The 25,225-nt window shown below is 67.4% G+C and carries 17 protein-coding genes; 7 read left to right on the forward strand and 10 right to left on the reverse strand.

Annotated elements, in window-relative coordinates:
* Positions 1-47 precede the first annotated feature (47 nt).
* From eno to pyrG, 3 genes are all read right to left on the reverse strand, one after another.
* Complete coding sequence (gene eno / locus AC56KL_RS04015) at positions 48-1,331, reverse strand: phosphopyruvate hydratase (protein ID WP_497178839.1); 1,284 nt, start codon at positions 1,329-1,331, stop codon at positions 48-50.
* A gap of 172 nt (positions 1,332-1,503) precedes the next feature.
* Complete coding sequence (gene kdsA, locus AC56KL_RS04020; protein ID WP_497178840.1) at positions 1,504-2,358, reverse strand: 3-deoxy-8-phosphooctulonate synthase; 855 nt, start codon at positions 2,356-2,358, stop codon at positions 1,504-1,506.
* Positions 2,355-4,043: a CTP synthase gene (gene pyrG, locus AC56KL_RS04025; protein ID WP_497178841.1), complete on the reverse strand. Its 1,689-nt coding sequence runs from the start codon at positions 4,041-4,043 to the stop codon at positions 2,355-2,357. Before pyrG ends, kdsA begins: the two co-directional genes overlap by 4 nt.
* 224 nt (positions 4,044-4,267) lie before the next feature.
* Between pyrG and AC56KL_RS04030 the strand changes: the two genes are divergently transcribed.
* The 4 genes from AC56KL_RS04030 (at position 4,268) to AC56KL_RS04045 (ending at position 10,506) form a co-directional block, all read left to right on the forward strand.
* Positions 4,268-5,398, forward strand: a complete 1,131-nt coding sequence (locus AC56KL_RS04030; RefSeq protein ID WP_497178842.1) for a YjgN family protein — start codon at positions 4,268-4,270, stop codon at positions 5,396-5,398.
* Between the two features lie 25 nt (positions 5,399-5,423).
* Positions 5,424-6,473: a M48 family metallopeptidase gene (locus AC56KL_RS04035; RefSeq protein ID WP_497178843.1), complete on the forward strand. Its 1,050-nt coding sequence runs from the start codon at positions 5,424-5,426 to the stop codon at positions 6,471-6,473.
* A 175-nt stretch (positions 6,474-6,648) separates the two neighbouring features.
* A complete protein-coding gene (locus AC56KL_RS04040) occupies positions 6,649-7,893 on the forward strand; it encodes a YaiO family outer membrane beta-barrel protein (RefSeq protein WP_497178844.1) in 1,245 nt (414 codons plus the stop codon).
* Between the two features lie 315 nt (positions 7,894-8,208).
* Complete coding sequence (locus AC56KL_RS04045) at positions 8,209-10,506, forward strand: penicillin-binding protein 1A (protein ID WP_497178845.1); 2,298 nt, start codon at positions 8,209-8,211, stop codon at positions 10,504-10,506.
* Positions 10,507-10,555: 49 nt separating this feature from the next.
* On the opposite strand, the gene AC56KL_RS04050 is transcribed toward AC56KL_RS04045, so the two are convergent.
* From AC56KL_RS04050 to AC56KL_RS04070, 5 genes are all read right to left on the reverse strand, one after another.
* Positions 10,556-11,101: a cytochrome C gene (locus AC56KL_RS04050; protein ID WP_497178846.1), complete on the reverse strand. Its 546-nt coding sequence runs from the start codon at positions 11,099-11,101 to the stop codon at positions 10,556-10,558.
* 143 nt (positions 11,102-11,244) lie between these two features.
* The gene (locus AC56KL_RS04055; protein WP_497178847.1) at positions 11,245-12,861 is read right to left on the reverse strand and encodes a DUF4139 domain-containing protein; all 1,617 of its coding nucleotides are present in this window, start codon (positions 12,859-12,861) and stop codon (positions 11,245-11,247) included.
* Positions 12,862-12,965: 104 nt separating this feature from the next.
* A complete protein-coding gene (locus tag AC56KL_RS04060; protein WP_497178848.1) occupies positions 12,966-13,505 on the reverse strand; it encodes a gluconokinase in 540 nt (179 codons plus the stop codon).
* Between the two features lie 106 nt (positions 13,506-13,611).
* Positions 13,612-15,564: a diguanylate cyclase domain-containing protein gene (locus tag AC56KL_RS04065; protein ID WP_497178849.1), complete on the reverse strand. Its 1,953-nt coding sequence runs from the start codon at positions 15,562-15,564 to the stop codon at positions 13,612-13,614.
* A 224-nt stretch (positions 15,565-15,788) separates the two neighbouring features.
* On the reverse strand, positions 15,789-18,983 hold the full coding sequence (locus tag AC56KL_RS04070) for an error-prone DNA polymerase (protein ID WP_497178850.1): 3,195 nt from the start codon (positions 18,981-18,983) through the stop codon (positions 15,789-15,791).
* A 110-nt stretch (positions 18,984-19,093) separates the two neighbouring features.
* Here AC56KL_RS04070 and AC56KL_RS04075 point away from each other — a divergent pair, with 110 nt between their 5' ends.
* Together AC56KL_RS04075 and AC56KL_RS04080 are read left to right on the forward strand one after the other, a co-directional pair.
* Complete coding sequence (locus AC56KL_RS04075) at positions 19,094-19,900, forward strand: PhzF family phenazine biosynthesis protein (protein ID WP_497178851.1); 807 nt, start codon at positions 19,094-19,096, stop codon at positions 19,898-19,900.
* 109 nt (positions 19,901-20,009) lie between these two features.
* Positions 20,010-21,857: a M61 family metallopeptidase gene (locus AC56KL_RS04080; RefSeq protein ID WP_497178852.1), complete on the forward strand. Its 1,848-nt coding sequence runs from the start codon at positions 20,010-20,012 to the stop codon at positions 21,855-21,857.
* 108 nt (positions 21,858-21,965) lie between these two features.
* Here the strand turns inward: AC56KL_RS04080 and clpP are convergent, their stop codons facing one another.
* Positions 21,966-22,571, reverse strand: coding sequence for an ATP-dependent Clp endopeptidase proteolytic subunit ClpP (gene clpP, locus AC56KL_RS04085; RefSeq protein WP_497178853.1), 606 nt, complete (start codon positions 22,569-22,571; stop codon positions 21,966-21,968).
* Positions 22,572-22,719: 148 nt separating this feature from the next.
* Between clpP and AC56KL_RS04090 the strand changes: the two genes are divergently transcribed.
* Positions 22,720-23,412: a sigma-70 family RNA polymerase sigma factor gene (locus tag AC56KL_RS04090; protein ID WP_497178854.1), complete on the forward strand. Its 693-nt coding sequence runs from the start codon at positions 22,720-22,722 to the stop codon at positions 23,410-23,412.
* Positions 23,413-23,427: 15 nt separating this feature from the next.
* On the opposite strand, the gene AC56KL_RS04095 is transcribed toward AC56KL_RS04090, so the two are convergent.
* The gene (locus AC56KL_RS04095; protein WP_497178855.1) at positions 23,428-24,960 is read right to left on the reverse strand and encodes a methyl-accepting chemotaxis protein; all 1,533 of its coding nucleotides are present in this window, start codon (positions 24,958-24,960) and stop codon (positions 23,428-23,430) included.
* Positions 24,961-25,225: the final 265 nt, after the last annotated feature.

Genomic DNA, 25,225 nt, shown 5'->3' on the forward strand with positions numbered 1-25,225 from the left:
CGTGAAGGCAGTCCGGCCCGTTTCAGTGCTTACGGATTGCTCAGGGATTACTTCAGATTATAGAACGCGTCGCGGCCCGGGTAGGTGGCGACGTCGCCCAGGTCTTCCTCGATGCGCAGCAGCTGGTTGTACTTGGCCATGCGGTCCGAGCGCGACATCGAGCCGGTCTTGATCTGCAGGGCGTTCAGGCCCACGGCGATGTCGGCGATGGTCGAATCTTCGGTCTCGCCCGAACGGTGCGAGATCACGGCGGTGTAGCCGGCGCGCTTGGCCATCTCGATGGCGGCGAAGGTCTCGGTCAGGGTGCCGATCTGGTTGATCTTGATGAGGATCGAGTTGGCGATGCCCTTCTGGATGCCTTCTTTCAAAATCTTGGTGTTGGTGACGAACAGGTCGTCGCCCACCAGCTGAACGCGCTTGCCCAGGGCAGCGGTAAGCGTGGCCCAGCCTTCCCAGTCGCCTTCGTGCATGGCATCCTCGATCGAGATGATCGGGTAGCGGTCGCACCAGGTGGCAAGCATGTTGGTGAAGTCGGCGGCGGAGAGGCTCAGGCCTTCGCCTTCCAGCACGTAGCGGCCGTCCTTGTAGAATTCGCTGGCGGCGCAATCGAGGCCGATGGCGATGTCCTGGCCGGCCACGTAGCCTGCCTGCTCGATCGCCTGCATGATCAGCTTGATCGCTTCCTCGTGGTTGGCCACCGACGGGGCGAAACCGCCTTCGTCGCCCACTGCCGTGTTCAGGCCCTTGGAGTGCAGGATCTTTTTCAGGGTGTGGAACACCTCGGCGCCGTAGCGCAGCGCTTCCTTGAACGACGGTGCGCCGACCGGGATGATCATGAATTCCTGGATGTCCAGGTTGTTGTCCGCGTGCGCGCCGCCGTTGATGACGTTCATCATCGGTACCGGCATCTGCATCGCGCCCGAACCGCCGAAGTAGCGGTACAGCGGCAGGCCGGCTTCTTCGGCAGCGGCCTTGGCCACGGCCATCGACACGGCCAGCATGGCGTTGGCGCCCAGGCGGCTCTTGTTTTCGGTGCCGTCGAGGTCGATCAGGGTGCGGTCCAGGAAGGCCTGCTCATTGGCGTCCAGGCCCATGATCGCTTCGGAGATCTCGGTGTTGATGTTCTCGCAGGCCTGCAGCACGCCCTTGCCGAAGTAACGCTTCGGGTCGCCGTCGCGCAGCTCGATCGCTTCGCGCGAACCGGTGGAGGCGCCCGAGGGCACGGCGGCGCGGCCCATCACGCCCGATTCCAGCAGGACGTCGCATTCCACGGTCGGGTTGCCGCGCGAGTCAATGATTTCGCGGCCGATGATATCAACGATAGCACTCATGTTTTTCAGTCTCCGAAGGGGGAAAAAATCTGTAGCGGCTGCGTCCCGGGTGAAGGCGTCGCAGGCAAACCGATAGCATTGTAGCAAATGCGCTGGTGCGCCACTGCGCCGTGGACCGGGCGGCCGGGCGCACGGCGCAGTGGCGCACCAGCGCATCGCAATGTCGCTGTTCTTACTTGAAGTCGGTTTCCAGGAAACCTGTCTTCTTGACGATGCGGTCGAGCTCGACCAGGGTCGTCAACAGTTCCTTCATGCGGCCGAGCGGCACCGCGTTCGGACCGTCGGACATTGCATTGGCCGGGTCCGGGTGGGTTTCCATGAACAGGCCGGCAATGCCGGCCGCCACTGCGGCGCGCGACAGCACCGGCACGTGCTCGCGCTGGCCGCCGGACGAGGTGCCCTGGCCGCCCGGCAGCTGCACCGAGTGGGTCGCGTCGAACACCACCGGGCAGTTCGACTCGCGCATGATGGCGAGCGAGCGCATGTCCGACACCAGGTTGTTGTAGCCGAACGAGGCGCCGCGTTCGCAGGCCATGAAATTATCTTCCGGCAGGCCCGCTTCGCGTGCGGCGGCGCGCGCCTTGTCGATCACGTTCTTCATGTCGCCGGGCGCCAGGAACTGGCCCTTCTTGATGTTGACCGGCTTGCCCGAACGCGCGCAGGCGTTGATGAAGTCGGTCTGGCGGCACAGGAATGCCGGGGTCTGCAGCACGTCGACCACGCTCGCCACTTCCGGGATCATTTCTTCGTCGTGCACGTCGGTCAGGACCGGCACGCCGATCTCGCGGCGCACGTCGGCCAGGATCTCCAGGCCCTTGTCGCGGCCCGGTCCGCGGAAAGACTTGCCGGACGAGCGGTTGGCCTTGTCGAACGAGGACTTGTAGATGAAGGGGATGCCCAGGCTGCTGGTGATCTCCTTCAGCGTGCCCGCGGTGTCGAGCGCCATCTGGCGCGATTCGATCACACAGGTGCCCGCGATCAGGAAGATCGGGTGGTCGAGGCCGACGTCGAAACCGGCGAGTTTCATGCTGCATCTCCTTGCAGCGACGAAGCATTGTTCGCCGCCACCTTGGTGTTGGCCGCCTGGTGCGTCAGGGCTGCCTGGATGAACGCGGTAAACAGCGGGTGGCCGTTGCGCGGGGTCGACTTGAACTCCGGGTGGAACTGTACGCCGATGTAGAACGGGTGCGCATCGGCTCCGCTGCGCGGCAGTTCCATGATCTCGAGCAGGTCTTCATTCGGCGTGCGCGCCGAGATCACCAGACCGGCCGCCTCGATGCGCGGCAGGTAGAAGTTGTTGCCTTCGTAGCGGTGGCGGTGGCGCTCGGTCACGACGTTGCCGTAGATCTCGGCGGCCAGGGTGCCCGGGTTCACGGCGCAGGTCTGGGCGCCCAGGCGCATGGTGCCGCCCAGGTCGGAATTCGTATCGCGGCGCTCGACCCGGCCGTCATGGTTCTGCCATTCGGTGATCAGGGCGACCACCGGCTGGTCGGTGTCCGGGTCGAACTCGGTCGAGTTGGCGTTCGGCAGGCCGGCCACGTGGCGCGCGTATTCGATCAGCGCGACCTGCATGCCCAGGCAGATGCCGAGGTAGGGGATCTTGTTCTCGCGGGCGTAGCGCGCCGCCATGATCTTGCCTTCCACGCCGCGCTTGCCGAAGCCGCCCGGCACCAGGATGGCGTCGTACTTCGCCAGGTGCTCGCAGCCGCGCTCTTCGATTTCTTCGGAGTCGAGGTATTCGATGTTGACGCGGCTCTCGGTGTGGATGCCGGCGTGGCGCAGCGCCTCGGTGAGGGACTTGTACGATTCGATCAGGTCGACGTACTTGCCCACCATGCCGATGGTGATCTCGTGCTTCGGGTTTTCCAGGGTGTGGATGAGTTTCGTCCACATCGACAGGTCGGCTTTCGGCGCTTCCAGGCCGAGCGCTTCCAGGATGATGTCGTCCAGGCCCTGGTCGCACAGCACCTGCGGCACCTTGTAGATGGTGTCCACGTCCCACACCGAGATCACGGCCTGCTCTTCCACATTGGCGAACAGCGAGATCTTGGCGCGCTCGTCGTCCGGGATGCGGCGGTCGGCGCGGCACAGGAGCGCGTTCGGCGAGATGCCGATCTCGCGCAGCTTCTGCACCGAGTGCTGGGTCGGCTTGGTTTTCAGTTCGCCGGCCGAGGCGATCCAGGGCACCAGGGTCAGGTGCACGAAAGCCGCGCCCTTGCGGCCCGAACGCAGCGACAGCTGGCGCGCGGCTTCGAGGAAGGGCAGCGACTCGATGTCGCCGACGGTGCCGCCGATTTCCACCAGCGCCACGTCGACGCCTTCGGCGCCGCGGCGGATGTAGTCCTGGATCTCGTTCGTGATGTGCGGGATCACCTGCACGGTCTTGCCGAGGTACTCGCCGCGGCGCTCCTTGCGAATCACCGATTCGTAGATCTGGCCCGTGGTGAAATTGTTCACCTTCTTCATGCGGGTGCTGATGAAGCGCTCGTAGTGGCCCAGGTCGAGGTCGGTCTCGGCGCCGTCGTCGGTGACGAACACTTCACCGTGCTGGGTCGGGCTCATGGTGCCCGGGTCCACGTTGATGTACGGGTCGAGCTTGAGCATGGTGACTTTGAGACCGCGCGATTCGAGGATCGCAGCGAGGGAAGCGGCCGCGATCCCCTTGCCGAGGGAAGACACGACGCCGCCAGTGACGAATACGAATTTGGTCATGTGTACTGAGGTGCCGAATGGCACGCGCGGGAAATAGAAATTATACCTTAAACCGCGCAAATACTTCTGGTCACCATGCCAACGCGGGTCCATCTACAGCCAATTGCCAAGGGAAAAGTCGACATCGCCATGACAGGCCGGCGCACGATGGCGCGCAGAATATGCCCCAGCAATTGACCGACCGGCCGGGTGCCTGCCTATACTGTGTTTTTTACTGGCCAGCCATGCATACCCTTTCCGACCCGCCCGCCGCCGACGTCCTTCCCCCCGCCGCCCAGCCGCGCACCCTGGCGCTCGCTTTCACCGGCGACGGCAAGGAATATTTCCGCATCTGGATCGTGAACCTGCTGCTGACGCTGGCCACGCTCGGCATTTATTCGGCCTGGGCCAAGGTGCGCCGGCTGCAGTATTTCGACCGCAACACGCACTTGGCGGGCGCCAGCTTCGACTTTCACGGCGACCCGCGCGCCGTCCTGAGAGGCCGGATCCTGGCGGTGCTGCTGCTGGTCGCCTACCACTATGCTTTCGGCTTCTCGACCACCTTCGGACTGGCGACCATCGCCGGCCTGCTGCTCGCCTTCCCCTTCCTGATGCGCGGCGCGCTGCGCTTCCGCCTGGGGAACACCAGCTACCGCGGCCTGCGGCTGGGCTTCGACGGCAGCGTGGCGCAGGCCTACCTCACCTGGCTGCCGCCCGCCTTCACCTTCCTGGCGCCGGGCGTGCTGCTGGCCCTGAATCCGGGGCAGCCCTGGCTGGCCGCGCTGCCGCTGCCGCTTTACCTGCTGTGGCCGCTGATGCATGCGCGGATCCGCCGCTTCCAGCATGCCCACCTGCTGTTCGGCGACCAGCATGCGCACTACGATGTCAAGGCGCGCCGCTTCTACCGTTTCTACCTGGTGGCCGGCGGCCTGGTGCTGCTGTCCATGCTCGGCGCGGTGTTCGCGGCCGGCATCGTCGGCGCCATCGCCCGCGGTGGGGGCGTGGCGGTCATGCTGTTCGGCCTGGCGGCCATGGCCGTGGCGACCTATGTGGTCTACCTGCTGATGGGGCCTTACATCCTGGTGAGGGCATCCAACCTGGCCTGGTCGCATACGGGCTTCCCCGGCATCCGCTTCCGCTCCACCCTGCCGGCCTACGACTTCATGAGCCTGCAGACGAAGAACACCCTGCTGACCCTGCTCACCCTCGGCCTGTACCGCCCTTTCGCCGTGGTCAGCGTGTACCGCTTCCGGCTGGCGCACCTGCACATCGAGGTCGACGGCGACATCGAGGCGGCCGCGGCCCACGTGGTCACCCGCTCGGGCGCGGCCGGCGACAGTGTCGCGGACGGCTTCGGCATCGACCTCTCCTGGTAAGGCATCCGGCAAGGACATGAATCCAATGAGCGCAGCACACTACTTCGATGGCCGCAGCGCACGCCTGCACGTCGTCGAGCTTCTCGCCGGCGACGGCGCCATCCACCTGCGCGGCGACGCAATCACGCGCAGCTACAGCGCCGCGGCCACGCGCCTTGCCGAACCCTTCGAGCACGCCCCCGCGGTCCTGTATTTCGAGGACGGCGCCCATGCCGAAGTCCTCGACCCCGCCATGCGTCCACTGCTGGCCGCCACGCTCGGCTACCGCAAGTCCTGGGTAGTGCGCTGGCAGGAGCACACCGTGGCCGCCCTGGCTGCCGTGATCCTGCTGGTGGCCCTGATCGCCTCTGCCTGGCACTGGGGCATCCCGGCTGCCGCCGAGCGCCTGTCTCGCGCGGTGCCGCCGTCGGCCGACCTGTCGCTCGGCCGCAACGCCCTCGCCCTGCTGCAGCGCCAGGGCATCCTGCAGCCTTCGCAGCTGAGCGAGGACCGGATCGCCGCGCTGGCCGGCATCCTGCAACGGGTCCAGCCCGCCGCGCCGCGCATTCCGCTGCGGCTGCGGGTCCATGCGGCGCCGCACCTGGGTCCGAACGCGCTGGCCTTCCCCGACGGCACCATCGTCCTCACCGACGACATGGTGCGCATGGTGATGGGCAAGAACAACGACCTGGACGCGCGCGCGGCGGCGGCCCTGGCCGGCGTGCTGGCCCACGAGGTCGGCCATATCGAGATGCGCCACAGCGTGCGCACCATCACGCGTTCCTCGCTGACGGCGGCGCTGTCGGCCACCCTGTTCGGCGACTTCAGCGCCGTCGCCGCCGGCCTGCCGGCCGTACTGAGCAACATGGAATATTCGCGCGAGATGGAACTGGCGGCCGACGACTATGCGGCGCGCGCCTTGCGCGCGCACGGCATCCCGGCGGCGCCGCTGGCGGCCCTGTTCGACCGGCTCGACGAAAAGCAGGAGAAGGTGCCGAAGTTTTTCCGCCAGGCCATGTCGTATGCGGCCAGCCACCCGGACGGCTACCTGCGCAGCAGGCGCCTGCTCGAGGGCGAGGCGGGGCGCGGCAACTAGGCCGCGCAGGGCCGCGAGCGTTTCCGGGCAATCCCGGCAGATTTGCCATAATTGACGATTTTGCGCGATACTGCCTGACGCGAACGGGCGGTCGGATTGACGCTCGTCCAGCGCTCGGGCACAGTCTTGCCTGTCCGGCGGCCCGGCCGCCTCCGTTTCTTCCATTGCCGAGTCCATGCCTTTCGATTACCAGCAGCCTCCCGCCGAGACCGTCCAGGCACAGGCGCCCGCCACCGCTTCCTTCGATGAACACTATGCGCGCGCCCGCGCGCTCGCCAACGCCGGCCAGCCCGAACTGGCGCTGGCGGCCTACGACGCCCTGCTGGTGCGCGCGCCGGGCAATGCCGATGTGCTGCTCGGGCGCGGCATCGTACTCAGCCGCCTGGAGCGCTGGCCCGAGGCCGAAGCCGACCTGACGGCGGCAGCCAGGACGGCGCCGGACTATGCCGACGTCTGGTTCGCCCTCGGCAACCTCCATGCATGGCAAGCCCGGCCGGCCAGGGCCGCCGAGGCCTATGGGCGCGCCGCCGCCCTGCGTCCCGGCGACTCCGCCATCCTGATGGCGCGGGCGCGCTCCTTGCGCGCAGCCGGCGACACCGGCGCCGCGCGGGCCGCCCTGGAAGAGGCGCGCGCTGCCGGCGCCGATGCGGGCGAGGCCGACGCCCTGTTACGCGCGATGCAGCCGCAGCGCCAGCCGGGCGCCAGCTTCGATGCCGCCATCCTCCCCGGCCAGGCCTGGGCCGCGGGCGTCACCGGCAACTGGCAGGACGCGGGTGCAGGCGCGGGCGCGCGCTGGAACGACCAGACACTGAGCGTGCGCCGCTACCTGGAAGGCGGTTCGATCGGCTTCGAGGCGCTGCGCGCGCACCGCTTCGACCGCAGCGACGGCGCCTGGGCGATCGATGCCTATGCGCCCCTGTGGCAGGGAGCCTATGCCAACCTGCGCTACCAGCGCGCACCGGCCGGGCGCCTATTCCCATCGCGTTCCGGCCGCATTGAGCTCTACCAGTCGCTCGGCAATGGATGGGAAGTGTCGCTCAGCGACGACGTGCTACGTTTCGACGAGCGGGTCAACATCTACGGGCTGGGCCTGGCCCGCTACACCGGCAACTTCTATGTCCAGCTGCGCCGCCAGAATATCGTGTCCGCGGGCACGCGCAGCTCGGGCGACCGCCTGCTGGCGCGCTGGTATTACACGGGCAGCGGCGACAGCTACCTCGAGGCAACGGCCAACCGCGGCCGCAGCGACGATCCGCTCTCCCTCACCGGGGGACGGGCGCGTTCCGGCGGCGGCAGCCTGACCTGGGTCCACTACCTGTCGCGCGACTGGGGCGGCAGGGTCGGCGCGAGTTTCGCCCGCAGCGGCGGCAACGGAGCCCGCGAGCGCGGCCTCGGCCTCGGCCTGTATCGGCGCTGGTAGGCTCGGCTACTCGTTCTTCGCCGAGCCGGGCGCGTTCGCCGGAGCCACGCAACGCATCACCGAGCGTCTCGCGGCGCAGCTGGCCGCCTGCACGAGGGAATACCTGCTGTAGCGCGACATCCTGGTCGACCATGCGCACGGCAGCGGCCTGGCCCTGCGCGCGGGGATGCGGCGCGCCAGGGTAGCGCCGACTGAGCCCGGCGAAGGCATCCGACGCTACCTTGGCGGCGCCGGGTGCACGCGCGCCGGGCCGGCAGTATGATGCCGCCCATGCCTATCCAGTCCTTGCCGCAGCCTTCAACCAGACGCACCACCATGCCCAGCTTCCAGCCACCTTTCCATCCCTCCCGCCCGCCCCTTCTCCTTCGCCTCGCTGCGCTTCCTGCGCTGCTGGCCGCGCTCGCCGCCGCGCCGGCCGCGGCCGGCATCCTGGACGAGGTCCCGGACATCGGCGCCGTCACCGACTACCGTCCGAAGATCCCGCTGCGGGTCTATTCGGCCGACAAGGTACTGATCGGCGAATTCGGGACCGAGCGGCGCGACTTCGTGCCGATCGCGAAGATCCCGCCCCTGATGAAAGCCGCCGTGCTGGCCATCGAGGACGCGCGCTTCTACGAGCATGGCGGCATCGACTGGATCCGCGCGCTGGGCGCCGCCAAGGCCAACCTGGCCGCGCTGGGCAATTTCCGCCAGGGCGCCTCGACCATCACCATGCAGGTGGCGCGCAACTTCTTCCTGTCGCGCGACAAGACCCTGCCGCGCAAGCTGACCGAAGTGGCGCTGGCCTACAAGATCGAACAGGCCCTGTCCAAGGACCAGATTTTGGAGGTCTACATGAACCAGATCTACCTCGGGCAGCGTTCGTACGGCTTTTCCAGCGCGGCGCGCACCTATTTCGGCAAGCCGCTGGACAAGCTGAGCCTGGCCGAGACGGCGATGCTGGCCGGCCTGCCGCAGAATCCCTCGCGCCACAACCCGGTCGCCAACCCCGAGCGCGCGCAGGAGCGCCAGCGCGCCGTCCTCAAGCGCATGCTCGCGCTGGGCAGAATCAGCGATGCGCAGTACCGGCGCGCGCTCGACGAGCCCCTGCGCGTGCGGCGCGATGGCGGCGGCCCCGGTGCGGGGGCGGAATACGTCGCCGAGCTGGCGCGCCAGGCGGCCTTTGCCCGCTTCGGCCAGGCCGCCTACGAGCACGGCTACACGGTCACCACCAGCGTCAATGCGGCGGAGCAGCTGGCAGCCTACGAGGCGGTGCGCCGCAATGCGATCGCCTACGACCGCCGCCACGGCTACCGCGGCCCCGAGGCGCGCATCGCGCTGCCGAAGGCGCAGGAAGAACGCGCGGACGCGATCGTCGATGCGCTGCAGAAGCGTCCCGCGGTCACCGGCTTCACCCCGGCCGTGGTGCTGTCGGCCTCGCCCAGGCGCGTTCGGGTCGCCACCCGCGACGGCGAGACGATCGAGGTGCAGGGCGCCGGACTGGCCTTCGCCGCCCCTGCCCTGTCGCCCGCGGCCAAGGCCGGTCTCAAGCTGGCGCCGGGCGCGGTGGTGCGCATCGCTCCTTCCGGCAAGAACGCCTGGGCGATCACCCAGCTGCCGCAGGTGGCCTCCGCCTTCGTCGCCCTCGACGCCCAGACCGGCACGGTGCGCGCGCTGGTCGGCGGCTTCGACTACGGGCTGCAGAAGCTCAACCACGTGACGCAGGCCTGGCGCCAGCCGGGATCGAGCATCAAGCCTTTCGTGTATTCGGCGGCGCTGGAGCGCGGTTTCTTCCCCGGCACTGCCATCCTCGACGAGCCGCTCGATTTTTCGGATGAGAAAGCCTACGCCAGCTGGTCGCCGCGCAACGACGACGGCCTGTTCGAAGGCCCGGTGACGATCCGCCATGCGCTCACGCATTCGCGCAACGTGCCCGCGGTGCGCATGCTGCGCGCGCTCGACGTCGACTATGCGCGCCAACACCTGGGACGCTTCGGCTTCGACCTGGCGCGCCACCCGAGCAACCTGACGCTGGCGCTGGGCACGGGCGCCGTGACGCCGCTGCAGCTGGCCGGCGCCTATGCGGTGCTTGCCAACGGCGGCTACCGGGTCGAGCCCCAGCTGGCGATGCGCATCCACGACCGCGACGGCAAGCTGCTGTTCGAGAGCGGCAGGCCGCGCCCGCTGCAGGAGGAGGAAAGGGAAAATTCGCGTGTCCTCGACGCCCGCAACGCCTTCATCCTCGATTCCATGCTGCGCGACGTGGCCCGCGTCGGCACCGGAGCCCAGGCCTCGCGGCTGCTGAACCGCAGCGATCTCGCGGGCAAGACCGGCACCACCAGCAACGCCATCGACGGCTGGTTCGCCGGCTACGGCGGCAAGGTGGTGGCGGTCGCGTGGATGGGCTACGACGAGCCGCGCTCGCTGGGCAGCCGCGAATTCGGCTCCACCCTCGCGCTGCCGGTCTGGGTCGACTACATGCGCGTGGCGCTGGCGGGCACGCCGCAGCGCGAGCGCACGCCGCCCGAGGGGGTGGTGCAGGCCGGCGGAGACTGGGTCTATGCGGAGTTTGCCGAGCCGGCGCCGATCGTGCAGGAGCCTGGCCAGGCGGCGCCCGTGCAGGCGACGCCGTAAGAGATGGCGGGCGCCGGGCGCTGTGGCCGGCACGCCGCCAGGTGAACGATTATTTCGGTGCCTGCCTGGGCGGCTGCGGCGGGGCCGGGAACTGGATCGCCGGCCCCTTCGGTACGACGCCCGGGGGCAGCGCGGCCGGCGCCGGCTTGCCTGCCGGGCCGAGGTGACGCACGAAGCGGTAGATGGCGCGCAGGTCTTCCTTGTCCATCTCGTGCAGGATAAACCAGGGCATCGGCGGACGGGTCTGGATGGTTTGCGCCATCCTGATCCATTCTTCTTCGCCTACCGCATTCATCGACAGGCGCAGGTTGGTCGGATAGGTCGTGCCCCAGGGGCCGCGCCAGCCGAGCTGGTCGCCCTGGAGCCAGTCCTTTTCCGCCACCTTGCCGGCGCTCATGCCATAGCCGGCAGTGTGGCAGTCATTGCAGCCGCCGACTTTCACGAGGTAGCGTCCCCGTTCGATGTATTTGCCTTGTGCGGATGCGTTCGCCGCCGGCTGGTGGGGAGTGTTCTGAGCGGCCTGCGCGGCGGCCGGCATGCCGAGCGCCAGCAGCACGGCGGCTGCGGCACAGCTCTTGTAGAGGGTGTCGATCATGATGGTTCGTTCCGGGTGTAGAGACCGCCGCATGCTGTTGTCATGCAGCCGGCCGGGTCTTGTCATTCCTGGCAAGATAAGCGGCGCCGGCTGCGGATAACAGCCCCACGGCGGGGGGAACAGTAGCGATCCCTCCGGCCGCTTCAGGGCAAGCCCTGCACGCTTCCCTCTGTCGGATAGTCGATCACGTAATCGACGTCGAAGCGCGCCGTCTCTTTGGGTTGGAGCGTGCGTTCCCATCCCACCAGGCCGCGCCGCTGCTGCCAATCCTTCAGGTTCGCTTCCGGACGCAGTGCGACCTTCACCTGCACCTTGTCCGACTGGCTGACCGGGGTTGGCTCCAGCACCAGGATGTCGATCGGCTGGCGGTGCGAGCTCGTCACCACGTAGGTATCGGCGATGCGCTTCTGGTTTTCCCGGTTGAGCAGGCCCACCTCGCCCGACTTCTCGTTGCGGCGCTCGACGGCCACCCGCACCAGCGGATCGCGGCCGAAGGCCATGCTGAAGCGCTCGCTGGCGCGCGGGTTCCAATGCAGGACGCCGACGTAGGAACCGTCGCGGCGCAGCTGCACCTGACCCGGCAGCCAGTCGCCGTCCGGACGCGCCGCATCGATGGTCAGCACCGCCAGGTCCTTGTGGTCGCGCGGTGCGATGCGCACCTGCTGCCTGACCGGGAGCTTTTGCGTCGACAGCGCGACCGAGATCTCGCGGCCGTCCGACGCCAGGTCGACACGCGCCGGCACCTCGAATTCGGTGGCGAATGTGCCCTGCATTTCGATAACGGGCGCAATGTAGTCGTCAGCCTGGGCAATGCGCGAACCGCTCACCATCACGGGCGACGGCGCCGGTGGCGGCGCAGGCGGACGCGCGTAGCGGTACCGGATCGCTCCCTGCGCCTCTTGCTGCGGCTGCGGCGGCTGCGGCGGTTGCCAGCTCAGCAGCCACGGGGAAGGATCGGGCGCGTAGGCAGCCAGGTTCGGCTGCCCGGTCGACAGGCGCAGCTTGACCTTGCTCCAGGCCTCGCCGGTCTTTTGCGAGATCGCCGCCATCCGTTCCAGTTCGACGACGGAGGCATGCGAGTCGAGCGAGGCGCGGTAGGCCGGCTTCCACCCGGCGCGATTGACCTGGTAGCTCAGCAGGATCCTGCCCGGCTGCCGCACCGACACCGCCACCGTCATGGTGCGGCTCTCGCGCGTGCTGGCCTGGAGCCTGGACAGGTCGAGCTTCAGGGCCTCGAGCTGCTTCGTCAAGGCGCGCTTCTTCACCTCGGCCTCGTGCATGCGGGCCAGCGCATCGCTGCCGCCCTTGCGGATTGCGTCCAGGATGCCTGGCAGGGCCCTGGGGTCGGCGGGAGCGGCGCGGCCTGCGCCTTCGCCGCCGCCCAGACGCTCCAGGTAGCCCTGGACCAGCTGCGCCGATTTATGGTCCGCATCGAGCAGCGCCGCCTGGTCCTGCAGCGCCTGGATATTCGCCTCCAGTGCCGCTTCGCGCGGGCTCGGATTCTCTGCCGCCGCCTGGTCGCGGGTGAGCACCTGCCCGACCTGGATGCCCGGGTCGGCCTGCAGCCGCACGGTGTCGGTGCTGAAGTTGGCAAGCAGGCCGCTGATCTCGACCTGGCTCATGCCAGGCGTGACCTGCACCACGCGCTCGACCGTGGCGCTGCCGGGATACAGGGTCACGCTCTGGATCGGCGCCTCGACGGCGGATGCGCCGGATGCCGCCAGCGCCAGGACAATGCTCCATTGCTGCTTGATTGCCATGAGATGTCTTCCAAAGATGAACTATTTTCGTGAGCGTAGCAGATGGGAAGCCCGGAAAATCATCAGAAAACCACGGCGTGGAAACGAGTGTGTAACGAGAGGTTTCAGGAGGCGCAGCAGGCCAAGGCCTGCTCCACCAGACGCGCCGGCGGTTCGCGCAGGTCGAGCGTGAGGCCGCATTCGTCCGGCTGGAGCGGCTCGAGGTCGCGCAACTGGCTGTCGAGCAGGGAAAGCGGCATGAAGTGGCCGCTGCGCGCAGCCATGCGCCGGGCGATCAGCTCGCGCTCGCCATGCAGGTGGATGAAGCAGATGCGCGAACCGTAGCCAACTTCACGCTCGCCACCCTCGCCACCCTCGCCGCGCAAGATGTCGCGATAGGCGCGTTTCAGCGCGGAGCAGGACAGCACCACGGACTCTCCGGCCCCGGCCGCGCCCACGATTTCGGCGCGCAGGGCGTGCAGCCAGCCGTACCGGTCGGCATCCGTGAGCGGCTCTCCGGCGGACATCTTGGCAAGCTTGTCGGGCGAATGGAAAGCATCGCCCTCGATGAAGCGCCCGTGCATGGCGTGCGCCAGCCGCCTGCCAACTTCGCTCTTGCCGCATCCGCTTACGCCCATCACGACCCGGATGATTGGTGTCGACACAGCTTTCCCCCTGTATGCCAGTTCTGTTCCCTGGCAGCCCGGCAGCGTCGTGTGCCTGGCGGGGCATTCGACGCTGCCGGCGGCTGCCGGCGCGAGTCCGCTGTCCTCAGTCGCTTGCCCAGCACCCCTGGTTGCGTCCCGCCTGCTTGGCCTTGTACAAGGCTTCATCGGCGCGGGCCAGCAATTCGTCCGGAGAATGCATTTGGGCGGAATAAAAGGCGCCGCCCAGGCTCGTGGTGACGTGCAGGGTTCGTCCCTCGATCTCCACGGGGCGACGCACGTTGTCCAGGATCTTGGCAATGATGATGTCCGAATCGGCGGGCTCCTGCAATTGTTCGAGAATCATCACGAATTCGTCACCGCCAAGCCGCGCCACGGTATCGACGACACGGACGCTGGCCTTGAGCCGGGCGCCGAACTCGCGCAGCAAGGCGTCTCCGACCTGGTGGCCGAGACTGTCGTTGATCTGCTTGAAATGGTCGATGTCGAGGTAAATCAGCGCCATCAGTTTGTTGCTGCGGCGGGCCCGCGCAATGGCGCTGTCCAGCCTGTCATTGAACAGCCTGCGATTCGGCAGGTCGGTCAGTTGGTCCATCTGGGCCATGTGCCGCAGGCTTTGTTCCGCCAGTTTACGGTCCGTAATATCGTGCAGGAAGGCGCAGAACTCGTCGCCGGCAGCGTTCGTGATCACGCTGATCGTCATCTCGACGGGAAATTCCTGTCCGTTCTTGCGAATGGCGTGCAATTCGAGACGCCTGTTGATCCGTGCACCTTCGCGCGACGCGTTGAAGCGCGCCATGCCCGCCACGTGGGCAGCGCGATAGCGTTCGGGAACGATCAGCCCATCCAGGGCTTGCCCGAGCGCTTCCTGCCGCGTCCATCCGAAGGTTTCCTGGGCCCGCTGGTTCCAGTCGGTGATCCGTCCGTCGGCATTCACCGCCACGAAGGCGTCATGCGCACTGTCGATGATCGTCCGGGTTCGCTGCTCGCTCGCCCTGAACGCGGCGACAGCTGCGCCGAGTTCGGCAAGCAGGCCTTCCTTGTCGCTGAATGCCGCCTGGTGTGCGAATGCGGAGCCGACCAGGCCCGCCATGAGCTGCAGGGTCTGGATGTCGGCCGCGCCGAAGGCGAAGGGTGTCGATGAGATGGTCTTCAAGACCCCGACAGCCTCGCCCTCGTGGAACAGCGGGGCGACGAGCATCGAACGCGCGCCGATCAGCCGGCATGCGGTCTTGTCCACCCGCTCGTCGATTTCGCTGTCGACGCAATGGAGGACTTCCCTCATGCGCACGCACAATCCGGAAATACTGTTGCCGCGCTTCAGGCGCATGCCGACGTAGGACCGTGTCACTCCCGAGCCCGCCCTGTAGACCATCTCCTCGCCCTCGACGATCTCGACGACCGATCCCGTCGCCCCCGTCAGCGCGTCCATCCGGTAGACGACGAGTTCCAGGAATGCTTCGAGGTCGAGCTTCGCTTCGGTGAGCTGGCACTGGGTCGTGATGATGTCGTTGAGCCGGAGCGCGTCGCGTTGCTGCGTCCGGGTCAGCAGGGTGCGCCGTTCCAGCTCCTCGCGCAGCTGCGCATTCGACGCAAGGAGCTCGGCCGTTCGTTCGCATACCCGCATGTCGACGTCGGCAGCCGTCCGTTTCAGCGCGTCGATGTCGACGCAGCTGGCAAACCATCGGACGATGCCTCCGCTGCGATCGCGCAGCGGCGCGAGCTGGACGCGATGCCACCGGTGGCTGGCGTCGGACGCCCGCATGAACCGGCATTCGGTCTCGCAGGCTTCGCCTGACGCGCGGGCCTGAGCCCACGCTGCGGTAAAGCCCTGCAGGTCATCGGGGTGCAGCACGGGAGCCCATCCGGCCGTGAGACTCTCCCGCAGCGACATGCCCGTATAGGCGAGCCAGCGCCGGTTGACATGATCGACCGCGCCCTCGGCGTCGGCAGTCCACGCGATCGATGGCGATGCATCGGCCAGTGCAATCGGGTCCCAGTCGCATGCGGCAGCTGCGTGCGATGCCGGTGGAAGTGCGTGTCGCGAATTCTTGCTCATTCGGAAACTCGTCGTGCAAGCAGGGAGAGCGGCAAGGCGCGCCTGAATCCTCTCCATTCAATTCTCGTGCCGCACAAGCAATTCCTTGAATCGGGATGCGGATCTCCACCATCGACGCAGTCGAGCGGTGTTACCGCATGATAAGTCAGAAATCGCTGCCGATGTACCATTCCTCGTGTCCGCGGCAGGTCTCCACTGGGACCGGGCGGCTTGAAGCGTAGCGGTCAGCAGAAATCCCGGCTCGGCGCCCGCAGTTTCCCCAGCAAATGCGACATGTCCACCAGCCGCTTGGCCACCAGGTGGCGCACCTGCCCCTGCTCCGACCCCTGCTTCTGCCACACGCCGTACACCCCCAGCAGCGGCGCATTCAGCACTTCGCGCCGCTGCTGCTCCACCAGCGTGGGCCACACGATCACGTTGATGTTCCCGGTCTCGTCTTCCAGCGTCATGAACAGCACCCCCTTGGCGGTGCCGGGGCGCTGGCGCACCGTCACCAGGCCGCAGGCGCGCGCCAGCTGGCCGTCGGCGTAGTCCATCAGGGTAGACGCCGGCATGAAGCGCCTGGCCAGCAGTCCTTCGCGCAACAGCGCCAGCGGATGGCGGCCGAGCGTCAGGCCCTGGGCGCGGTAGTCGCCCACGATCTCGTCGGCCTCGGAAGGCGCGGCGAGCTGCGGCAGTTCTTCCTGCGGCGTGGTCGGGCGCAGCAGGTCGCGGTCGGGCACCGCGCCTACCGCCTGCCACAGCGCTTCGCGCCGGTGCCCGGCCAGCGACTGCAGCGCATTGGCGCCGGCCAGCACCTGCAGGTCGCCCCTGTCGAGCCCGGCGCGGCGCGCGAGGTCGGCCACGCTCTCGAACGCACGCACGGCGCGCGCCATCTCGATGCGCAGCGCCACATCCTGCTTCAGCCCCCGCAGCAGGTTCAGGCCGAGGCGCACCGCCGGCTGGCGCGACCGGTCGGCCGGATCGTATTCTTCCAGGGTCGAATCCCAGCCGCTGATGGCGACATCCGCCGGGCGCACCTCGATGCCGTGGCGGCGCGCGTCCTGCACCAGCTGCGACGGGCTGTAGAAGCCCATCGGCTGGCTATTGAGCAGCGCACACAGGAAAGCCGCCGGCTCGTGGCACTTGAGCCAGGAGCTGGCATAGGCCAGCAGCGCGAAGCTGGCCGCGTGCGACTCGGGAAAACCATACTCGCCGAAGCCCTGGATCTGGCTGAAGATCGCTTCCGCGAACTCCAGCGTGTAGCCGCGCTCCAGCATGCCGCGCACGATGCGGTCGTAATACTTCTCCAGCCCGCCCTTGCGCTTCCAGGCCGCCATCGCGCGCCGCAACTGGTCCGCCTCGCCCGGCGTGAAGCCGGCGCCGAGGATCGCCACCTGCATCACCTGTTCCTGGAAGATCGGCACGCCCAGTGTGCGCGCCAAAGCCACCTTCATCTCCGGGCTCGGATAATGCACGGGTTCGAAGCCCTGGCGCCGCCGCAGGTAGGGATGCACCATGCCGCCCTGGATCGGACCGGGGCGCACTACGGCCACCTCGATGACCAGGTCGTAGAAGCGGCGCGGACGCATGCGCGGCAGCATGCTCATCTGGGCGCGCGACTCGATCTGGAACACGCCCACGGTGTCGGCCGCGCAGATCATGTCGTAGGTAGCGGTGTCGTCGGGCGGGATGTCCTGCATCTCGAACAGGTTGCCGTAGCGCTGGCCCACCAGTTCGAGGCCGCGGCGCATCATCGACAGCATGCCCAGCGCCAGCACGTCGACCTTCATCAGGCCGAGTTCCTCGAGGTCGTTCTTGTCCCACTGGATGACGCTGCGGTCCGCCATGGTGGCGTTCTCGATCGGCACCAGGCGCGACAGCTTGCCGCGTGCGATGACGAAGCCGCCCGGGTGCTGCGACAGGTGGCGCGGGAAGTTCAGCAGCTTGTCCGCCAGCGTTGCCCATTGCTGCGCCAGGCGCGATTCCGGGTCCAGCCCCGCCTCGGCCAGGCGCCCCAGCAGATCGGCGCGGCTGTCGAACCAGTGGTGGGTCTTGGCCACCTTCTCGACGATGGCCAGGTCGATGCCGAGCGCCCGTCCGCTGTCGCGCAGCGCGCTCTTTGGACGGTAGCTGATCACCACCGCCGCCAGCGCCGCGCGCTCGCGCCCGTATTTTTGATAGATGTACTGGATGACTTCTTCGCGGCGCTGGTGCTCGAAGTCGACGTCGATGTCGGGCGGTTCGTTGCGCTCCTTCGAGATGAAGCGCTCGAACAGCAGGCTGGCGCGCGCCGGGTCGACTTCGGTGATGCCGAGGCAGTAGCACACGGCCGAGTTGGCGGCCGAACCGCGTCCCTGGCACAGGATGTGCTGCGAGCGTGCGAAGCGCACGATGTCGTACACGGTGAGGAAGTAGTGCTCGTACTTCATCTCGGCGATCAGCTGCAGTTCGTGCTCGACCTGGGCCTGCACCTTGGCGGGGATGCCGTCGCGGAAGCGCCGGTGCGCGCCGATATAGGTCTCCTGGCGCAGGAAGCTGCGGGCATCGTGGCCGGGCGGGACCACTTCGTCCGGGTATTCGTAGCGCAGCTCGTCGAGCGAGAAGGTACACAGGCGCGCGATGCGCACCGTCTCGGCCAGCGCCTCGCGCCCGTAGATGTTCGACAGGCGCAGGCGCGAACGCAGGTGCTGCTCGGCGTTCTGGGCCAGGCCGTAGCCGCAATCGGCCACTGGCTTCTTCAGGCGGGTGGCGGTGAGCGTGTCCTGCAGGGGCTTGCGCGAGCGCACATGCATCACCACGTGACCGAGCGCCGTGATCGGCAGGCCGTGCTGCCAGCCCACCTCTTCCACCGTCTCGCGGTGCGCCTCGTCGAAAGCACGGTGCAGCAGCACCAGGCCGAGCCAGGCGCGGCCCGGGAAGGCGGTGGCCATCCACGCGGCCTGGGCGTGCAGGCGGTCGACGTCGAGCGCTTCGTGCGAAGGATAATGCGGCAGCAGGATCGCCAGGCAGTCGGGCATGTGCTTCAGGTGCGCGTAGGCGGGCGCGGGCCGGGCCAGGTCGTCCGGCGTGAGGAAGTAGGTCCCCTTCCCGCTACGGGTGCGGCCCAGGGTGATCAGCTCCGCCAGGTTGCCGTAGCCGTTGCGGTTCTTGGCCAGCAGCACCAGGGAGAGCGCGGGGCTGCCGTCCGCGTTCTTCAGGTGAAAGTGGGCGCCGATCACCAGCGGCAACCCGGCCTTCTTCGCCTCGGCATGGGCGCGCACCACGCCGGCCAGGGAGCATTCGTCGGTCAAGGCCAGCGCGAAATAATCGAGCTGCACCGCCCGCGCCACCAGTTCCTCCGCATGCGAGGCGCCTTCGAGGAAGGAGAAGTTCGACAGGCAGAACAGCTCCGCATATGGAGGCAGTACCTGGGGTGGCGTGGAGAGCGGATCGGTCATCGGCAGAGGGTGAACAAACGCGAGGCAAAGGGGATACAATGCTAGTCAAACCAGCAATACTGTATAAAAACACAGTATAACCGAGACGATCCGTTCAGCAAGGAAATACGATGCAGATTCGTGCCCTGAAGTGTTTCGGCGAGCACGCCGGCGGCGGCAACCCGGCCCTCGTCATCGAGGGCGACCGCTCGAACGAGGAAGCACGCCGCGCCCTGGCGCGGGCGCGCAACACGACCTGCGTCTTCCTCGATGGCGACGTGGTCGACTTCTACTATCCGCCCATGCGCAGCCCGCTGTGCCTGCACGCGACCCTGGCGGTGGCGCATGTGCTCTTCGCGCGCCATCCCGACGCCCCGCAGCTGGGGGTGACGACGGCGATGCGCGGCCAGCGCCTGGAACTGCTGCGCGGCGGCGACGGCTGTTACATTCGCCTGCAGGCGCAACAGGTCGCGCAGCCCCTACTTGCGCCCGGCCTCCCGGCGCGCCTGCTGGCGGCCCCCGGCCTGGCGCTGGCCTCGCCGCCGCAGGTGGCCTCGGTCGGCAGCCCGAAGCTGCTGGTCGAAGTGCCGGACGCCGCCACCCTGCATGGCCTGCGGCCGGACCTGGAGGCGATCACCGCATGGGGCAAGACGCTTGGGGTGAACGGTATCTACGCCTGGTGCCGCCTGGCCGATGGCCGATTCGAAGGACGCAACTTCAACCACCTCGATCCGGCGCTCGAAGACAGCGCCACCGGCGTGGCGGCGGGCGCGCTCACGGCGCTGCTCGGACACGGCGTCACGCTGCTGCAGGGACGCGCCACGGGCCAGTCCTGCCTGATCCGTACACAGGTGGAGCAAGGCGCCATCCTGGTCGGCGGCCGCGCCGAGCCGGACGCCGTGGTGACCAGCATCGCCGGCGACGCTGCCGGGTCCTAGGGCCTGTACGTACAGGCAAAGATGCTGTCCGTCCAGCAAAAGCTGCGCTACACTTCCGCGCATACCCACTAGAGCTCAGGCAGAGCCCACACCACACCACACCGCGGACATGAAACCACCCTTCCTTGCCTACACCCTCCCCCTGATCATGCTCGGCGCCAGTGCCACCGCACGCGCCGACGTCGATTACCAGCTGCGCATTACCAATGCGGCACAGCACCTGGCCGAAGTGCGCGCCACCTTCCCGGCGACCACCGGCAGCACGCTGGACGTGCAGATGCCGAACTGGCGCACCGGCCGCTACAACATGCTCAACCTGGCCAACGGCTTGCGCCTGTTCAAGGCCTTCGATGCCAAGGGCCAGCCGCTGGCGGTCGCCAAGACCGACAAGGGCACCTGGCAGGTCCGTACCAAGCCGGGCGACGCGGTGACCGTGCAGTACGAGCTGTACGCCAACCTGCTGGGCGAGCGCACCCGCCACATCGACGAGACCCACGCCTACCTGGACGCCAGCGGCGTGTTCGTCTACGCGGCGCCCTTCCGCAAGGAACCGGTCAAGGTCAAGCTGGACGTGCCGCAGGGCTGGAAGTCGCGCTCGGGCATGGACGCGGGCAACTGCGACCATTGCTTCGTTGCGCCCAACTACGACGTGCTGGTCGACGCGCCGATCGAGACCGGCATCCACGAGTTCTACAGCGACAAGGTCGATGGCCGCAACATCGAACTGGCGATCTGGGGCCGCGGCAACCACGACGGCAAGCAGATGATGACGGACCTGAAGAAGATCGTCGCCGAGACCGCGAAGATGTACGATAACAAGTATCCCTTCCAGCGCTACCTGTTCATCGTCCACGCCACCGACGGCGTCGGCGGCGCCACCGAGCACGCCAATTCCACCGTCATCCAGAAGCCGCGCTGGACCTTCGCGCCGCGCAAGCCCTACCTCGACTTCCTGCGCGTGGCCGCGCACGAGTTCTATCACACCTGGAACGTCAAGGCCTACCGTCCGAAGGAGATGGTGCCCTACGACTACCAGAACGAGAACTACAACCGCCTGCTGTGGATCGCCGAAGGCCACACCTCCTACTACGACGAGCTGATCGTGCTGCGCGCCGGCCTGCAGAAGCGCGAGGAGTTCCTGGAGGGTTACGCCAAGCTGATCGACGACTACCTGCGCCAGCCGGGCCGCTTCCAGCAAAGCGCGGCCGACGCCAGCTTCGACGAGTGGATCGCCGTGGGCGGCGAGCGTGCCCGCAACGCCTCGGTGAACATCTATTCCAAGGGCCAGGTGCTGGCGCTGATGATGGACCTCGAACTGCGCCGCCAGACCGGCGGCAAGCGTGGCCTCGAGGACATGCACCGCGTCCTGTTCGAGAAGCATTCGACCGCCCAGGGGGGCTACGACGTGCCGGCCGTGCTGGCCGCGCTGCGCGCGGTCAGCGGCCAGGACTGGAGCGGCTGGTGGGCCCAGTACGTGGACGGCACTGCCGAGATCCCGTTCGACACCCTGCTGGCCCAGGTCGGCCTGAAGAAGGTCGTCGACGTGCCGAAGGACCAGGAGCAGAAGACGGAATGGTGGGCCGGCTGGACACTGCGCGAAGGCAGCGATCCGGCGGTCGTCACCGTCGTCGAGCGCGATAGCCCCGCATGGAAGGCCGGCGTGGTCTCGGGCGACACCCTGGTGGCCGTGAACGGCCTGCGCGTGTCCGCCAAGGACATCGGCGACAAGATGGCGCTCGCCAAGGCGGCGCCGTTCAAGGTGCACCTGTTCCGCCGCGACGAGCTGGTCGAGAAGCAGCTCACGCCGACGCAGCAGCCGAAAGGCAAGGCCAAGCTGCAGGCCGTCGACAAGGCGAGCGACGCGCAAAAGGCGATGAATGCGTCCTGGCTGGGCGTGGCATGGCCGAACGACGGTGCTGCCAAGGTGGAGCCGGCCAAGGCCGCCAGCAAGCCCTGACCCTGTCCCGGCGGCGGCCCACTGCGCCGCCCGCTCAGCCGCGGCCCGGGCTCGCCCCGCGCCGCGGTTTTTTCATGGGCGCATTCATGGGCGCATTCATGGGCGCATTCATCGGCGCACATCCAGCACGCGGTCGACCAGCCCGTATTCCGCGGCCTGGCCGGCCGACATGAAATTGTCGCGGTCCGAGTCTTTCTCGATGCGCGCCAGCGGCTGCCCGGTGCGCTCGGCCAGCAGGCTGTTCAGGCGGTGGCGCTGGTACAGGATCTCGCGCGCCTGGATCTCGATGTCGGCCGCCACGCCCTGCGAGCCGCCGTGCGGCTGGTGGATCATGATGCGGGCATTCGGCAGCGCATAGCGCTTGCCGGGAGCGCCCGCGGCCAGCAGGAAGGAACCCATGCTGGCCGCAAAACCCGTGCACAGGGTCGATACCTCCGGCTGGATGAACTGCATCGTGTCGTACACGGCCATGCCGGCATACACCGAGCCGCCCGGCGAATTGATATACAACGCAATATCCTTGTCGGAGTTCTCGGATTCCAGGAACAGCATCTGGGCCACCAGCAGGTTGGCCGACTGCTCGGTGACTTCGCCGACCAGGAAGATCACGCGCTCCTTCAGCAGGCGCGAGTAGATGTCGAAGGCGCGCTCGCCGCGCCCGGTCTGTTCGATGACGGTGGGCACCAGGCCCAGCCCCGTTGGAAAATGAGGCATCATGGTCGTCCTTTCGCGGTAGAGTTGGTCTACCTGCATGACGCTTGCCGCCGCCCCCGCGTGACGTCGCGAAAAAAATATCGCCCGCCCGTCACATTCCGGCGCCGCCAAGCGTCATGTGGACATCCCACCGCGACAGGAGACTGCGATGCCCTGCACCACCGATCCAGATGGCGCTACCTTCGAAGGGCTGCGCCCGCGCCTGACGGCGATCAGCAGCCGCATCGTCGGCAATGCGGCCGATGCCGAGGACATCGTGCAGGACTGCTACCTGAAATGGCATGGCCTCGACAAAGCCGCATTGGCAACGCCCGCGGCCTGGCTGACCACGGTCGTGCGGCGCCAGTCGATCGACCGCCTGCGCCGGCGCGCGCGCGAGGCCGTGGCGGTGCAGGAGGCCATGGAACTGGCGCCCCTGGAAGCGTCCGGGCCGCCGGAACGCGATCTGCTGCGCTGCGCCGAACTGGGCGAGGCCCTGGCCTGCCTGCTGGCGCGCCTGTCGCCGTCCGAACGCCTGGCCCTGGTACTGCACGAAGCCCTCGACTGCAGCCATGCCGACATCGCGGCGGTGCTCGGCACGCAGGCGGTGAATGCGCGCCAGCACCTGGCGCGTGCACGCCGCCGGCTTGCTGCCGGCAAGGCCGGGCTCCCGCTGGAAGAGAAACTGTGCCGCGAGCTGGTCCGCCGTTTCCAGGCCGCGATCAACGGCATCGACTTGCCGGCCGTGGTGACCCTGCTCGCGGATGAGCAGCCGATGTCGGTCAGCGCGGCGCCGCCACCGCGGATGCGGGGCCGCCCTGCGGCCAACGACGCCGCCTATAGGCCCGCACGCGCGGCCTAGCGTATCCCTGGCGCGTCAGGCGATTCGGAACACCTCGACCTGCCGCGCCAGTTCCCTGGCCTGGTCGTGCATCGACTCGGCCGCCGCTGCCGCCTGCTCCACCAGCGAGGAGTTCTGCTGGGTCAGGTCGTCCACCTGTCCGACGGCGGCATGGATTTCACGCACGCTGCCGGCCTGCTCGTCGCTGGCAGCGGCGATCCGCTCGATCAGGGCATTCACGCGCTGGACGCTGCCGAGCAGCTCCTGCATGGTCTTGCCCGACTGGTCGACCAGGGTGGTGCCGTCGTCGATCTTCGACACCGACGCATGGATCAGCTGCTTGACTTCCTGCGCCGCATTCGCGGAGCGCTGCGCGAGCTGGCGCACTTCCGCCGCCACCACGGCGAAGCCGCGGCCCTGCTCGCCCGCGCGCGCCGCCTCGACGGCCGCGTTCAGGGCCAGGATGTTGGTCTGGAAGGCGATGCCGTCGATGACGGCGATGATGTCGACGATCTGGTTCGACGCGTGGCTGATGTCGCCCATCGTCCTGACCACGTCGCCGACGATGGCGCCGCCGCGGTCCGCGATGCGCGATGCCTCGGCCGCCAGGGCGCTGGCCGAGCGCGCATCTTGCGCATTGCGGTTGACCATATCGGTCAGCGAATGCATGGTGCCGACGGTCTGCTGCAGCGAACTGGCCTGCTCCTCGGTGCGGGCCGACAGGTCCTGGTTGCCGGAAGCGATCTGGCGGCTGCTGACCGAGATCGATTCGGTTCCCGAACGTACCCCGCCGACGATCCGGGCCAGGCCGACGCGCATGGTGGTCAGGGCCTGCAGCAGGCTGCCGATTTCATCTTTCGATCCGGTATCGATATGTGCGGTAAGGTCACCCACCGCGACGGCTTCGGCAAAGCGCGAGGCTTCCCGCAGCGGACGCGTAATGCCGACCGTGACGCGGTAGGCCAGGATCGCGCCGCCCACCAGCGCAATCGCGGCAATGGCGATGATCAGGTTCCTTGAATCGTCCAGCACCGTATCGACGCCTTCGCTGGCCGTCTTCAGCTCCGACTCGATATTCTTGATGACCACATCGAGGTCGGCCACGATCTGCCGGCGCAGCGGGCTGCACTCATTGACGAGGAAGACGCCGAACTCGCTCATCTGCTGCGCGCTGCGGTATTGGCGGGGACGGCCCAGTTCCCGCGCCATCGCTTTCAGGCCGAGGCTGGCCTTGCCGAAGTCGGCGCGCTTGCCGAGGATGGGTTCGAGCCGGCCGAGGCGGTCCAGGAAGATGGCGCGCTGCTGGTCCAGGACGTCGAGTTCCCTGAGCGCATCTTCGTCACGTTCGTAGATGTAGGCATTGCGGGCCGCAAGGCCGGTCTGGCCAAGTGCTTCGCGCAGTTCGATCAACTGGGCGAGCTGGGTCGTGCGGATGCGTTTTTCTTCGGCAACCATTTGCGCCGTGTCGGCCATGCGCAGCAGCGCGATGGTGGCCAGCAGGAGCGTCAGCATCCCCATCGCGCCGAAGCCCAGTGCCAGGCGTGTTCCAATCTTCAGGTTGTTTAGCATTGTTATTTCCACGTCAAATCTCATCAGTCTGCAAGCTCGCGCTTGCTGCTGGCCACTTGCCATTTGGTCTGGCCACTTTATGCGACATTCATACCAAGAAGTCTGAAAACTGGCTAACCGAACTTCCACTAATAGTAGCTCAACGTAAGAAAAGTCCTACATTTCTCGAGGTGTTGATCGACTTATTTAAAAATTTGTTGCGGCGTTTCTACATATGCAGACACAAATTTGACGATTTTAATTGTATAAGCTGGAGTAATATATT

This window comes from Telluria sp. ZB4P34, assembly GCF_059686055.1.